A 14,162-nucleotide genomic window follows, 5' to 3' on the forward strand; every position below is an offset into this window, starting at 1 on the left:
CATGAGTTAACCTCATGTAAGATTACTTTTCTTCAATCACTTAGAGGGAGCGGGCTATATGCCCGCTCCTTCGCCTTAAAAGCATAAATGAGGGATCCAATGTTTGATGTATGGGAAAAGATAACAAGATTAAGAAATGAGCGCGGCTGGACTGTATATAAGCTTGCTAAGACTGCAGGAATACCCCAGTCAACTATGGCTACCTGGATCGGACAGGGAAGGAATCCCTCTGTAGAAGATCTGGAGAAGCTTTGCGCTGCTTTGGAAATATCTCTTGGCGAATTTTTCATGGATGATGATGGGGAAGAAGAAACAAGATTAAGGAAGAGGCGTAAGGCTCTGGGAATGTCTATAGAGGAATTGTCTAAGGCTACGGATATTCCCACGGATACTATTTACGCCTTCGACTCCGGAGAAAAGGACATAACAAAAGCGCAGTACAGAGTTGTAAAACAACTTGCTACTGCGCTCTCATGTACTACAGATGTGATTACATGATTACAGGAGCGTTAGCGTTCTCCGGAACCTCAACTTCCTTGATAGACTCATCGATATCGTGGAAGAATGCTCTTGTCTGAACTATGCCCTGCTTTGCATCTTCAAATTCCCAAAGGAAATGCTGGGGAATGTTGTCATGGCCATACATTGCGATACGGCCAGCGTATGCATGAATGATGCTTACGTACTTTTTATCAAGCTCATAATTTCTATATATATCGCGGCGAAGACGCGGACGCTTAGCAACAAACTTGCGAATGTCCATCTTGAGATCAAGAGGAAGCTCCTGTTCTCTCTCTCTTACCGCGTGTAAATATTTCTTATAGGTCTCTTCATCAATTTTCTGAAAATGATTCTCGTACTCGAAACATGCAGCCCCATCAGGAAGATCAAGTCTGTATCTGCCATTCTCATACACTTCTTCGATTCTGGCTACGACCTGAGGCACTAATGGTTTGCCGTTGTAGTCCAAGATGATGACTTTGTCATCCGGTTTGAATTTTGCCATAATATTTACTCCTCTTTTTGCCCTGAAAACCTTTTCTTGCACAAAACACTATAGTCCTAAAAGTCAGTGATTTCAAGGCTTTTCCCGCTTTTTTAAGAGGTTTTCGTGTTTTTTAAGAAAATCTAAAGAATTTAGGTTTGCTTAAGGTTAAACGGCTATTATGGCTTTATTAAAAACTTAATAATTGGAAATTTCGGCGCCGTCTTCGGGAGAGCCGAGTGTTATGGAGATTCCGTTTTCAGTGGCGGAAGCAATATCCACTATAGTAAGAGGATATGTGGTCTCGTTACCGACGTTATCCGTTACAACAATAGCAATGTCGCTGCTGTCTGTGTTAACCGGAAGAACTACTCCCTCAAGTGTTCTTCCTGAGTAGAGAGAATGTCCCTCCGGGAGCATGTTTGCGGTATCAGTGCCTTGTGAGTTATCGCGGAAAATGATGGAGCTTAGCTCTAAGCCTGATTTATTCTGGATATAGCATAGAATCTCAACATGCTTTGCGTTTTCTGTGGCAGCAGCCTCCTCGGCCTGGAGCTCTGTGTTCATCTCATCTCCAAGTGCTTTATAGGAATCCGTAAGCTCACCCATGCCGGAGACAATATCTTCGACATGCTTATTTCTTAGTTTTTCCACCTCAAGATCCTTATACTCGTCATATTTTGTGGATAACTCTGTGAGTTTGTCCAAAAAAGAGTCGGTTGTTAACTTACCGTAGATATCCTCTGCGTTTTCCTTTTCTTTTGTAAGGGCAGCTTGGGCTTCTTTAACTTTTGCGATATTTTCATCTGATAATCCGCAGGCTGAAAGAAGAAGGACACACAGTATAGTTGTGAAAGAAAGCATTAGCTTTTTTGACATATATTAATCTCCCAAAGGTATTTTATTATACATTGCTATCTAGTAAGGAGTATAATATATATGCGGTTAAAAGACAAAAAATGCAGATTCCGAAAAGGAAAACATTAGTGAAAACATCTAAGGGTTCAAATGAGGGAGTGCGTTTTAGCAGGGCTCTCTTTCTTATACTATTTGCGATTACTGTTATACTTAACCTTCTTTCGTGGATTATCCCGAAATTCTCCGACGCATATACCATGTACATTTTTCCGATTTGGGTGAATACGTATGGAAGGGTGACTAGCCTTGCGCCTTTTTCTGTTGGCGAATTCATGATAATTGCAGGGATTTTGTGGCTGGTGCTTATTTTCTTTTGCAGATGGATCAGGAAGCGCACGATAGGGCTTCTGGTGATAATAGCGCTCATCATGACGCTTAACTGCTTTATAAATTATCACTGCACACCTATAAAGAAGTCCTTCGACGACAGTGACAGGGAGTTTACGATCGCAGAGCTCACAGAGCTTCGAGACTACATAGTTAATAAATGTAACGCCCTTTCTGAGCAGATTCCCAGGGGTGAAAATGGTGAGATTATATGCGATGAAGCAGAAATGAAAAAGACAGCAAAGCTTTCAATGGGTAATCTCGGAGAAAGATTTCCAAAGCTTGGGGGCTACTATGTGACACCGAAGGCTCTCGTTTTTTCCGAGTTCATGAGCCAGCAGTATATGCAGGGCTACTACTTCCCCTTCTCAATGGAGGCTAACTACAATGACATCATGTATATCATGAATAAGCCTTTTACCATGTGTCATGAGCTTGCTCATACAAAGAGCTATATCTTCGAGGATGAGGCGAATTTCCTTGCGTACCTTGCCTGCACCGGATCGGATGATATTGTCTTTGAATACAGCGGTTATCTCGGAGTCCTTAATTACGTGAATAACGCCTTTTACGAGAACGTATCCAAGGAGGAGTACAAATCCCATGTGGCTATATCCAAGCAGGTTTGGGATGACAATATTTTCCTTACTGAGGAGAGCTGGAAGAAGGTCGAGGACAACGCAGTCATAGAGACGGAAACGGTGAAAAAGGCAGCGGATACCTTTGTGGATACAACTCTTAAGGTGAACGGTGTTGGCGATGGCAAGGCCAGCTACAACAGAGTGGTCGAGCTGATGTTACTTGAGTATTACTCAGAAAAATAGTTTAGATAGTTTAGGAGGCAGTTCAAAATGAAGCTTCTTCTTGCAGAAGATGAGAGAGATTTATCAAATGCCCTTGTGGCGATACTTAAGCATTCAAGCTACACGGTGGATGCTGTGTATAACGGGCAGGATGCTCTTGATTACATACTTTCAAGTGAATATGACGGAATAATCCTGGACATCATGATGCCGGGGCTTGAAGGAACTGAGGTTTTAAAGAGAATCCGTGAAAAGGGCATATCCACTCCGGTTCTGTTCCTGACAGCTAAGGCAGAGACTGACGATAAGATAATGGGGCTGGACCTTGGAGCTGATGACTATATTACAAAGCCCTTTGAAATGGGTGAGCTTCTTGCAAGAATCCGTGCCATGACAAGGAGAAGGTCGGATTTTGCTCCTAATAATTTAAGGTGCGGAAATATCGAGCTGGACAGAGCGGGATATGAGCTTAAGGCTCCGGATCACGAACCTATAAGGCTTGTGGGCAGAGAGTTTCAGATGCTTGAGATGCTGATGGAGAACCCTGGAAGAGTCATATCCGTGGATGCATTTATGGACAGAATCTGGGCAGACGGCGAGGCTGACGTAAATGTGGTCTGGGTTTATATTTCTAACCTTAGAAAGAAGCTGACATCTCTTGATGCAACCTGTGAAATAAAGGCTTCCCGTGGAGTCGGATACTCCATACATGAGAAGGGGACAGATTAATGGTAAAAAAGCTACGAAGAAAGTTCGTTCTGACAGCTACGTTGTCACTTTTAGTGATACTGATTGGAATAATCGGTTTTATCAATGGTGCTAATTATCTGCAGGTTCAGACAGGTGCGGATGATATTCTGCATATCCTGGCTGAAAATAACGGAATGTTTCCCGATATGAACGGCAAGGTGCCTGTTCCCGATGATAAAAAGCAGGGACCTGGGGATAATCCGGGGCAGGAGCCCGGAGGCGACAAATTTTCAGGGGAACCGTTTTTTGGCGATAAGATGGCCTATAACAGGACCCTTGAGCTTCCGTTCCAATCGAGATACTTCTGGGTTAAGCTAAGTGAGACCGGAAAGGTCACTGAGATCAACACCGGGCATATCGCAGCGGTTTCCTCAGAGGATGCTGAGAGCTATGCTAAGGAGCTGTTTTTAAAGAAGAATAAGACCAGTGGATATGTGGATAAGCATTACCGCTATCTCATAAATAAGAATGAAGATGGTTCTTACCTCATTCTTTTTGCGGACTGCAGTAACGGCTTTTACAATGCCAACAGGCTTCTTGTCAGAACTCTTCTTGTGGGGCTTATCGCGCTTATCGCAATGTTTATCCTGGTCTATCTCTTTTCAGGAAAAGCGGTTGCTCCGGTGGTTGAATCTCTTGAAAAGCAGAAGAGATTCATCACTGATGCGGGACATGAGCTTAAGACGCCACTTGCTGTTATATCTGCCAACATAGATGTAATCGAGCTTGAAAACGGGAAAAGCGAATGGACTAAGAGCACAAAGAATCAGATAAAAAGGCTGGACGGCCTTGTTAAAAATCTTCTGACATTGTCCAGAATGGAAGAGGAGAATATCAATCTTGTTTTCTCAAATATTGAGATAAGTAAGATCACCGAAGATTGTACGACTTATTTTAATGCCATGGCAGATTATAAGAAGATAAATTATACCGTCAATATTGAGGATAATATACATATCAATGGAGATAAGGCCGCATACAACCAGCTCTGCACTCTTCTCATAGACAACGCTATGAAATATACTCCTGAAGAGGGAAGCGTTGATGTCAGTCTTAAAAGCGATAAGGGCATGAGGAATGCCGTTTTTGAAGTTGCAAATACATGTGAAAAGATTCCTGAAGGCAAGCTGGACAGATTGTTTGACAGGTTCTACAGAGCCGATACATCAAGAAGTCGCGAAAGCGGCGGGCACGGAATCGGTTTATCCGTTGCCAGGGCAATCGCGACATCACATGGCGGATCTATAGAAGCTAAAGCTGATAATGATAAGAGAATGAGATTTATCGTTACTCTGCCATTATTAAAAAGCGAGAATAAATAAATCGTTTTATACGGCAATACCTATAAGATCAAGAATAAAACCGGTGAAGGTACCAATCAGATACAGGATAGCAGTTATCTGTATGTTTCTGGTGGTGCCTTCATTTACTCTAAAGAGAATAAGAAGACCGACACCTGCGCCTACAAGGAGGCCTGACATCATGGCGCCGAAGGTTATGATTCCTGATAGGTAAAGCTCTGTTATTACAATAGAAGCCGCGCAGTTTGGAATAAGACCTACAAGTCCTGCCAGTCCGTGGCTGAGTACTGATTTATTCTTCAGAATTCCTGCAAGTGTATCCTCACCTATAAATTCAATAAGAGTATTTAGTATAAGTGTAAATATGAGCACATAGATGAAAATATGTAGCGTGTGTACCAGAGCTGAGCGAAGGATGTTGCCGTGTCCCTCATGGGAATGATCATGCTTTGTGCTTGTCTCCTTAGCAACCTGAGCCTTGCTTATAGGCTTTGCCATTGAAGATTCAGCGCTCTCGGTACGTCCTCTGTGGGCCGAAATCCTGGGAGTGTCCTCTTCGCAGTGGCAGTGCTCTCTTTTACAGAGCTCGTCGATCTTGATATTATCTGTCTCTGTACGCTTCTTCATACGTCTGTAGTGAACGATGGCGAAATCGACTATGAAGCCGTAGAATACACCAAGTACTGCCTTCATGGCGATAATTGTTATCATCTTGGTAACAGGAACCTGTTTGGATATGAAAAGCGGTACCATTTCATCTGATGTTGAAAGATAAATGGCTATCAGGGTTCCTAAGGTGATAACACGTCCCGCATACAGGTTGGAAGCTGCTGCTGAGAATCCGCACTGCGGAAATGCTCCGAAGATACCTCCGAAAAGTGGACCGAATTTGCCGGCCTTTTTTACCATCTCCTGTGTCTTATCACCGGTGCGGTGTTCAAGATACTCCATGACTAAATATGTCACAAAAAGAAATGGAAGAATTTTGAGACCGTCCTCAATCGTATCCTCTAAAATGGGAATCCAAAAATTCATATATTAATCTCCAAAATTAAATCATTGCTTACAATACGTATATTTAAGCATTTTCGAAGCTCTTTTGCAAATGTCAGGTAAAATAAGGGTGTTGCAATTGTTAGCTTAAGCCAATATAATACCTAGTAATCTAGTAGGAATTTAGAAAAGTATGCTATTTTTACTTATTATATGCTATAATAATTCGGATTATGTGCAATTAGAGCATGGTTTAATGGATTTAAAGGAGTAACGCAAATGTCAGAACAGTCATTATTGCAGGTTAAAAACCTATCTGCATCGGTAGAGGAATTACCTATTCTTCACGACATAAATTTAGAAATTAAAGCAGGAGAGACTCACGTTCTTATGGGACCCAACGGCGCAGGTAAATCTACGCTCGGCTATACACTTATGGGTAATCCCCATTATAACGTAACCAGTGGATCCATCATTTTTGACGGACAGGATCTTACAGGGGAGTCTGCAGATAAGAGAGCTAAGGCAGGAATGTTCTTATCATTCCAGAATCCTCTTGAGGTTCCCGGAATCTCTCTTGGAAGCTTCATCAGAAATGCATATCATGAGCAGACTGGTAAGCCTGTAAAACTCCTTCAGTATAAAAAGCAGCTCGGCGAGGCTATGGAGCTTTTGACAATGGATGGCGAGTATGCAGACCGTGACCTCAATGTGGGATTTTCAGGTGGTGAGAAAAAGAAGGCAGAGATCCTTCAGATGCTAATGCTCAATCCTAAGCTTGCAATCCTCGATGAGACTGACTCAGGACTTGACGTTGATGCGGTAAGAACTGTTTCCAAGGGTATTCAGGAATATCAGAAGAAGAAGGACGGAGCGCTTCTTATCATCACTCACAGCACCAAGATCCTTGAATCTCTTCATGTTGATTACACACACGTTCTTGTAAAGGGACATATTGTGACAACAGGTGACGGAAGTCTTGTTGATGAGATCAATGAGAATGGTTTCGAAAAATACGTAAGATGTGAAGGATGCGATGGCTGCAGCCCGCTGAAATAAGGTAAAACATATGAGCGATAATAATAAGGCGGTTGTTGATATTGACCGCAGTGTTTATGACATAAAGGATGTGGAGAACGAGCAGGACTTCTACCGCATGGAGGATGGTTTTACCGAGGATATCGTCAGGAAGATATCTGAGGAAAAGCACGATCCCGATTGGATGAGAGAGTTCCGCTTAAAATCTCTTGAAATTTACAATAAGCTTGAGATGCCCGATTGGGGTCCGGATACAGATGATCTGGATATGAATCTCATTTCTTCTTATGTAAGATCAAAGTCTGATATGAAAGGCAAGTGGGAGGATGTTCCGGAGGACATCAAGAATACCTTTGAGAGACTTGGTATTCCGGAAGCAGAGCGCGAATCCCTTGCAGGTGTTGGTGCTCAGTACGACTCAGAGCTTGTTTATCATAACGTTAAGGACGAAGTAGCAGCACAGGGTGTTGTTTACACAGATATGGAGAGTGCCCTTACAGGTGAGTATTCCGAGATGGTTCATGAGTACTTCATGAAGCTGGTTCCGCCCACTGATCACAAGTATGCTGCCCTTCACGGCGCAGTATGGTCAGGCGGTTCATTCGTGTATGTTCCCAAGGGAGTTAAGGTGGATATACCGCTTCAGTCATACTTCAGACTTAATGCTGCAGGTGCAGGTCAGTTCGAGCATACACTAATTATAGTAGATGAGGGTGCAGACCTTCACTTTATTGAGGGCTGTTCAGCGCCTAAGTACAATGTGGCTAACCTTCACGCCGGCTGCGTTGAGCTTTATGTAAAGAAGAATGCAAGACTCAGATATTCAACAATTGAGAACTGGTCCAAGAATATGTACAACCTGAACACCAAGAGAGCGCTGGTTGAAGAGGGCGCTCGTATGGAGTGGGTTTCAGGTTCATTCGGATCACATACATCATACCTGTATCCGATGACAATTCTTAAGGGTGACCACTCTAACATGGAATATACAGGTATCACTTTTGCAGGAAAAGGCCAGAACCTCGACACAGGAGCTAAGGTTATACATCAGGGAAAATATACATCTTCCATGATCTCAACCAAGTCCATCTCAAAGTCAGGCGGTATCGGAACCTACAGAAGTTCAGTTACCATTAATAAAGAGGCCAGGCATGCCAAGACTTCTGTTTCATGTGATTCACTTATGCTTGATTCCATTTCCAGAGCAGATACTATTCCCGGAATGGATATCAGAACTAATGATGCGGATGTCGGACACGAAGCTAAGATCGGACGTATCAGTGATGAGGCTGTATTCTATCTGATGTCCAGAGGTCTTTCTGAGGCAGATGCGAGAGCGCTTATCGTAAGCGGTTTTGCTAATCCTGTTTCAAAAGAGCTTCCTTTGGAGTATGCAGTAGAGATGAACAACCTTATTAAGCTTGAGATGTCGGGAGGCTGATGAAAATGGATTTAAAGATGAAAGTTAATCATCTCCCTGCGCTGACTTACCGCTTTTTGAAGTCTAACGACAGCGAGATAGATGAAAAAGATTTATATATAAAAAGTACAAGAACTCCGGAACCTGAGAAGATACCTGCAGGAGTTATTGTCAGAGAAAGTATATCCGAGGAAGATGTTCGCGGGATTTTTGCCAAAGCTAAAGCAAAGATAGAGTCTAAGAAGACAGATATTCCCGGACCTAACGGTGATACAGCACCTCTTAATGACAGCCAGATTGTTCGCACAGGAATGGGCGTAGAGATTGATAAGCTCATGGCTGAGATGGATGCTGAAGTGATGCTTATTACCACTGAAGAAGGAAGTAAGGTCACAGAGCCTGTTTATATCGATTTTGTGCTTAAGGATGGCGAGTGCGCGCTTGGAAGCCAGATTGTTTACGCTAAAAAGGATTCTGAGATAACTGTTATCATGGAGTATGATTCAGAGCCTGAAGCAAAGGGATTCCTTGGAATTCAGACAAGACTTCTTGCTGAGGAAGGTGCAAAGATAAACCTTATTAAGGTTCAGATGCTCAGTGAAGGATTTGTTCACTTTGATGATATAGGAAGCATCTGCGATGACAAGGCTTATGTTCACACTATAAACATGCAGCTTGGTGCAGGTAAGACCTGGGGTGGAAACAGAACTACACTCCTTGGAGATGCCAGCACATTTGATAACCACACAGGTTATCTCTGCAGAAACAAGCAGAGCTATGATATGAACTATGTTGCTGATCAGATGGGCAAGAAGACAGTTTCAAACATGATCTTCAGAGGTGTCCTTCTTGATGAAGCAGTTAAGACCTTCAGAGGAACTCTTGATTTCAAGTCAGGTAGTGCAGGCTCTGTAGGTGATGAGCAGGAGGATACACTTCTTCTCAGCCCTGATGTAATAAACAGAACAATGCCTGTTATTCTCTGCGGCGAGGAGGATGTGGACGGACGTCATGGTGCATCCATCGGTCAGCTCGGAGATGACATACTCTTCTATATGGAGAGCAGAGGTATCGATGAGGAAGCAGCTAAGAAGCTTATGATCCGTGCCCGCATGGAGTCAATTGCCCGCATGATTCCTGATGAAGCGATTATTGTGCGCATACAGCAGTTTATTAGAACTATATTGTAATTATTAAGGAGCAACAAATGTCCAGACCTGAAGATTTCCGCAAAGACTTCCCTATTCTTAACAAAGGGGATTACATATATTTTGACAATGCAGCTACATCCCAGCGTCCTAATGCGGTTGTGGATGCCATCAAGGATTTTTATGAGAATTCAAATGCGAATCCTTTAAGAGGTCTCTATGACTGGAGCGTAGACGCTACGGAGCGCTATGAACACGCAAGAAAAACCGTGGCTGATTTTATCGGTGCATCAAAGGCTGAGGAGATTATTTTTACAAGAAATACCACAGAATCTCTTAACCTTGTGGCTTACAGCTATGGCCTTGATAACGTAAACGAAGGGGACGAGGTTGTTATCAGTGTGATGGAGCATCACAGTAACATTCTTCCCTGGCAGATGGTTACAAAGCAGAAGGGAGCTAAGCTTGTTTACTTAGAGCCCGATGAAGAGGGCGTGATCACAGAGGCTGAGTATAAGAGCAAGATCACAGACAAGACAAAGATCGTGTCCATCGGCCATGTTTCTAACGTTTTTGGTATCACTAATCCCGTTAAGGAAATAGCTGCTTATGCCCATGAAAAGGGCGCAACAGTGGTTGTGGACGGAGCTCAGGCTGCACCCCATATTCCGGTGAATGTTCAGGAAATCGGTGCTGATTTTTATGCTTTATCAGGTCATAAGCTAATGGCACCCATGGGAATCGGTGCTCTGTACGGAAGAGAAGAGCTGCTTGAAAAGATGAGACCCTTCCTTACAGGTGGTGAGATGATCGAGTATGTTACAAGAGAGGATGCGACCTACGCAGAGCTTCCTCACAAGTTCGAGGCAGGTACTGTCAATGCGGCAGGTGCTGTGGGATTTGAAGCTGCTATAGAGTATCTTAAGAAGGTTGGATTTGATTTTATCGCAGAGCAGGAGCACAAGCTTACTGTGAAGATGATGAACGGCATGAAGGAGCTTCCTTATATCAAGATTTATGGTTCATCAGATCCTGCAAAGCACAGCGGAATTGTGACATTTACTATGGACGGTGTTCATCCGCATGATATTTCTTCGGTTTTAAATGATGATCATGTATGTGTAAGAGCAGGACATCACTGTGCTCAGCCCCTTATGCAGTTTATAGGGGCAGGCTCTACTGCAAGAGCCAGTGTATACTTCTATAATACAGAAGAGGAAGTCGACAGATTCCTGGAGCATCTGAAGAAGGTTCGCTCAGTAATGGGATATGAGGACTGAATTGGGTAATAGAAAGGCAATAAAATGGATTTAAAAGGTTTATATAGAGAAATAGTTAATGAGCATAATCTTCGCCCTTCCCACAAGGGAGAGATGGAGAATCCGGATCTTGTGCTCAGAGGCGTTAATCCCAGCTGCGGAGACGACATTACCCTGCAGCTTAAGATTGTGGATGGCGTGATCGAGGATGCTATGTTTGCAGGTTCAGGATGTGCTATTTCACAGGCTTCTGTTGATATGATGGCTGACCAGGTTATCGGAAGATCAAAAGAGGATGCGATAAAGCTCGCCGGAACCTTCATGGGAATGATAAAGGGCGAGATCAAGGATGAGGAGCAGATTGAGGAGCTCGATGAGGCTGCAGCACTTCAGGATATCGCACACATGCCCGCAAGAGTTAAGTGTGCTGTTCTTGGATGGAAGACAATGCAGAAGATGCTTGAGCATCCGGAAGAAGCAGGTAACGTATCATCTGAAGGTGATTGATTTATGAGGGATGTTATTTATTATGTTGTGATGGTTTTTGGAATCATCAGCCTTATAGGTTCAGCAGCAAAGAAAAATAAGAATAAGAATACAAAACCAACTGTAAATACAATGAGACCTTCTGCTCCACAGGGCTATGAAGGCGCTATGGCTTCAAAGGAATCATCAGCAATGCCCCATGTTCATCGAGAGCCTGGGGTATATGATACTGCAAATAGGCGCAGAAGGGATAATTCGACAGGTTCTATGCCCCATAAGCATAATGAGGCAAGAACCAAGCATATAGATGTTGCAACGCTTCCTAAGGGCTATATTTTGCTAAATGGAGAGCCTGTAAGAACTAAGGATTTAGAGAATTATTGAGGAGAATAGCCTGAAGGGTCAAGGGGAATTATTATAGGTAGCAATTCTCTCATTTCATCTAATACTTCAAGTTTTTGATTTACGGCATTTTTTAAAGTGCTGCTATCGTCACTCATGAACCATCTGACATCATTTAAAATCTGACTTGCGTCTTCAAAAGCTTTTTGCTGAGCATGTTCGCAATAATTTGTTACATAGTTATGAGCCTCATCCTGATCCATTTCTGAGGCTTTTTTTAATACATTATCCATTCCGGCTATCATCTTAGTCTCGGCCTCATGCCAGTATTTTCTTACGGGCTTACCATAGATTTCATAGGTATTTTTTTCTATGCAAAGTGTATTTATTTCCTTAAACCTGTAATAAGGATAATTTACAGTGTCAAATTCCCAATAGTGTTCCACGCTCTGATTACGTCCATAAGCTTCATATATACTATTAGATGCATTGGATATCGGGACAAATACCCCGTATACAGCTGGTCCAAGACTAGCCCAGACAACGGTGGACATATCCGGTTTTGCAGAAGGATAAATCTGAATTATATGTACACTCATAGATTCATCAGTGCCAATTACACTCATATCAGTGCGTCCTGTTTCATCCGGACTATACTTGGTGTTTTCGTAACGATTTCTCATAAGCTCCATTACATCCTGAAGTGATACCTTTTTATCTGGTGCAAAGCATAAAGGATAAATGGCATTTTTGTCGTAGTCATCATATGAAGAAGGCGAAAGTATCCTATGTCCTATCCATGTTCTCATGTGAGAGATATCGATGACTGTTTCCGGACCGGAATAAGTATCCAGTAGATTTAATTCATTATTTTTTCCATAGACTGCAAATCCGTTGTCCTTGGGGATTTTTTCCAGGTCAGTTGATAATATACATTCTTCATAGTCCGAGAGATATTCCATTGAAAATTCATTACCAAAAACGCTAACAACATCATCTGGAAGCTTCACGGCAGCATATTGATGTCCGGTGTACATCTCTATGTACCAGACTTCCTTCTGGTCTGCTATATAAGCAATATTCACTTCACTGCTTCCGTACTTATCAATAAGCGACAGCAGCTTTTTGGTGGCCTCTTTTGCTGTAGTACTCTGACAGATAATAAGATCATTGACCGTATCTTCAGTTATTCCATGTTCTATTAGAGGATCTGCCTTCAGGGCTCTTTCATTTGAATAGGCAGTTACTGACATAGTCATTGATACACCATATTCATTTGTACAGACTGCAGCATCTGCCTGAAACTCGTTATAAAGTCGAAAACTATCAAAAAAAGGAGTGGATATGCACCTGTAGGTTGTTGCGGGAAGCTCTTCGAATACTGTTCCGGCTGTATCTATTGGCATGGTTCTTCCGGGTTCATTTTCTACGCGTTCTGTGATTTTGACATAGCATCCGTTGGTACCTTGAAGATCATTGCTTCTTGCAATAAGAGTTGTTCCGTCTTTGCTTACTTTGCTGCCGATATATACGGCTGTGCAGGCGGAAGCGGTGAACGATGTGGATAAAATGGTGGCTGTTGTTATTAATATTGAAAGTAGGATGGTGGGTATTTTTTTAGGATTATTATTTCTCATAAGACGTATACCTCATTTTGAAACACAGTGGTACATGGGGTACATATATTATAAATTATATGGGATGCAATTTTGGGATTGAGGCGAGAATTTATGGATATTTAATCATTTGGAATGTAGAAGATGAAGATAAAAAATCAGATTCTTTAACTGTATATTCTGCAGGAACAGCTGACATGGCTGTGGTTGTAAAAGCCGATCCCTGGAAAAAGATTGAAAGTGCTAAAACTACTCCGCCTAAAGCTGCATATAATCTTTTCATGATAAATCCCCCTCTGTTCAAAAGCATTTTTGTTCTTTACATGTGTATAATACAAATTTTTTTATCATAGAATTATCACACGGATTAGGTAGTGTTCTTTTATAAAAACTTTTGAACATAACTTTTGTTGGAAGGGTGTAAACGGCAAGTAGAAACCAGCAAATTTTGGCAGTTTATTTCCATCACTTTTTGGCAGTTAACAACCAGCAGATTTTGGCAGTTAAGAACCGCCACTTTTTTATTATTACCCACGGAGTACTCCGTGGGTATACAAAAATCTTAAAACGGTGTATCGCTATCAAGAAACCCCCAAGAATTATCCTCAGATTGCATGTCTGTGCAGTCAGGATCGATACAGGGACCTTCTTCCATCATGGCTTGCCATGATCTAAATGTACTGATATAGTCCAAAGGCCATCCGTCATCATCAAAAACTCCATCTCCGTTCATATATGGGCTGTGTCCCGAATACACCCAGTCAACCAGAAGGTTC

16 protein-coding genes are annotated in these 14,162 nt (G+C 42.4%); 10 read left to right on the top strand and 6 right to left on the bottom strand.

Annotated elements, in window-relative coordinates; translation table 11 throughout:
* Positions 1-99 precede the first annotated feature (99 nt).
* On the top strand, positions 100-498 hold the full coding sequence (locus tag G601_RS25115) for a helix-turn-helix domain-containing protein (RefSeq protein WP_051200979.1): 399 nt from the start codon (positions 100-102) through the stop codon (positions 496-498).
* Here G601_RS25115 and G601_RS0112270 read toward each other — a convergent pair.
* Positions 491-1,006: a hypothetical protein gene (locus G601_RS0112270; RefSeq protein ID WP_026492319.1), complete on the bottom strand. Its 516-nt coding sequence runs from the start codon at positions 1,004-1,006 to the stop codon at positions 491-493. The genes G601_RS25115 and G601_RS0112270 overlap by 8 nt on opposite strands.
* Positions 1,007-1,183: 177 nt before the next feature.
* The gene (locus tag G601_RS0112275) at positions 1,184-1,864 is read right to left on the bottom strand and encodes a hypothetical protein (RefSeq protein WP_026665537.1); all 681 of its coding nucleotides are present in this window, start codon (positions 1,862-1,864) and stop codon (positions 1,184-1,186) included.
* A gap of 236 nt (positions 1,865-2,100) precedes the next feature.
* On the opposite strand from G601_RS0112275, the gene G601_RS0112280 reads away from it, so the two are divergent.
* Genes G601_RS0112280 through G601_RS0112290 form a run of 3 tightly spaced genes read left to right on the top strand, consistent with a single transcriptional unit; the run spans position 2,101 to position 5,105 of the window.
* Positions 2,101-3,054 carry a DUF3810 domain-containing protein gene (locus tag G601_RS0112280; RefSeq protein WP_242834419.1) on the top strand — a complete coding sequence of 318 codons (954 nt, stop codon included), beginning with the start codon at positions 2,101-2,103 and terminating at the stop codon, positions 3,052-3,054.
* 27 nt (positions 3,055-3,081) lie between these two features.
* Positions 3,082-3,762 (top strand): response regulator transcription factor, encoded by a 681-nt coding sequence (locus G601_RS0112285; RefSeq protein ID WP_026492316.1) that lies wholly within the window; start codon positions 3,082-3,084, stop codon positions 3,760-3,762.
* Positions 3,762-5,105: a sensor histidine kinase gene (locus tag G601_RS0112290; RefSeq protein WP_026665539.1), complete on the top strand. Its 1,344-nt coding sequence runs from the start codon at positions 3,762-3,764 to the stop codon at positions 5,103-5,105. The genes G601_RS0112285 and G601_RS0112290 overlap by 1 nt, the downstream gene beginning before the upstream one ends.
* A gap of 6 nt (positions 5,106-5,111) precedes the next feature.
* Here G601_RS0112290 and G601_RS26480 read toward each other — a convergent pair whose 3' ends face one another.
* Entirely contained in the window at positions 5,112-6,119 is a 1,008-nt protein-coding gene (locus tag G601_RS26480; RefSeq protein WP_026665540.1) for a putative manganese transporter, read from the bottom strand.
* Between the two features lie 237 nt (positions 6,120-6,356).
* On the opposite strand from G601_RS26480, the gene sufC reads away from it, so the two are divergent.
* From sufC to G601_RS0112325, 6 genes are read left to right on the top strand one after another with little or no spacing between them, the layout of a single operon-like run.
* Positions 6,357-7,136 carry a Fe-S cluster assembly ATPase SufC gene (sufC, locus tag G601_RS0112300; RefSeq protein WP_026492313.1) on the top strand — a complete coding sequence of 260 codons (780 nt, stop codon included), beginning with the start codon at positions 6,357-6,359 and terminating at the stop codon, positions 7,134-7,136.
* Positions 7,137-7,146: 10 nt separating this feature from the next.
* Positions 7,147-8,556, top strand: a complete 1,410-nt coding sequence (gene sufB, locus G601_RS0112305) for a Fe-S cluster assembly protein SufB (protein WP_026665541.1) — start codon at positions 7,147-7,149, stop codon at positions 8,554-8,556.
* Positions 8,557-8,561: 5 nt separating this feature from the next.
* The gene (locus G601_RS25120) at positions 8,562-9,725 is read left to right on the top strand and encodes a SufB/SufD family protein (RefSeq protein ID WP_196808885.1); all 1,164 of its coding nucleotides are present in this window, start codon (positions 8,562-8,564) and stop codon (positions 9,723-9,725) included.
* Between the two features lie 17 nt (positions 9,726-9,742).
* Positions 9,743-10,963: an aminotransferase class V-fold PLP-dependent enzyme gene (locus tag G601_RS0112315; protein WP_026665543.1), complete on the top strand. Its 1,221-nt coding sequence runs from the start codon at positions 9,743-9,745 to the stop codon at positions 10,961-10,963.
* A gap of 24 nt (positions 10,964-10,987) precedes the next feature.
* Complete coding sequence (sufU, locus tag G601_RS0112320) at positions 10,988-11,449, top strand: Fe-S cluster assembly sulfur transfer protein SufU (protein WP_026492309.1); 462 nt, start codon at positions 10,988-10,990, stop codon at positions 11,447-11,449.
* Between the two features lie 3 nt (positions 11,450-11,452).
* Positions 11,453-11,812 (top strand): hypothetical protein, encoded by a 360-nt coding sequence (locus G601_RS0112325; RefSeq protein WP_026665544.1) that lies wholly within the window; start codon positions 11,453-11,455, stop codon positions 11,810-11,812.
* Here G601_RS0112325 and G601_RS0112330 read toward each other — a convergent pair.
* The 3 genes from G601_RS0112330 to G601_RS0112340 form a co-directional block, all read right to left on the bottom strand.
* A complete protein-coding gene (locus G601_RS0112330; protein WP_026665545.1) occupies positions 11,806-13,407 on the bottom strand; it encodes a dipeptidase in 1,602 nt (533 codons plus the stop codon). The genes G601_RS0112325 and G601_RS0112330 overlap by 7 nt on opposite strands.
* 91 nt (positions 13,408-13,498) lie before the next feature.
* The gene (locus G601_RS26160) at positions 13,499-13,669 is read right to left on the bottom strand and encodes a hypothetical protein (protein ID WP_155834530.1); all 171 of its coding nucleotides are present in this window, start codon (positions 13,667-13,669) and stop codon (positions 13,499-13,501) included.
* A gap of 279 nt (positions 13,670-13,948) precedes the next feature.
* Positions 13,949-14,162 (bottom strand): hypothetical protein (locus tag G601_RS0112340; protein WP_026665547.1); only part of this gene is annotated, 214 nt, incomplete at its 5' end.

This window comes from Butyrivibrio sp. FC2001, assembly GCF_000424125.1.
In the GTDB taxonomy this organism is placed as follows: domain Bacteria; phylum Bacillota; class Clostridia; order Lachnospirales; family Lachnospiraceae; genus Butyrivibrio.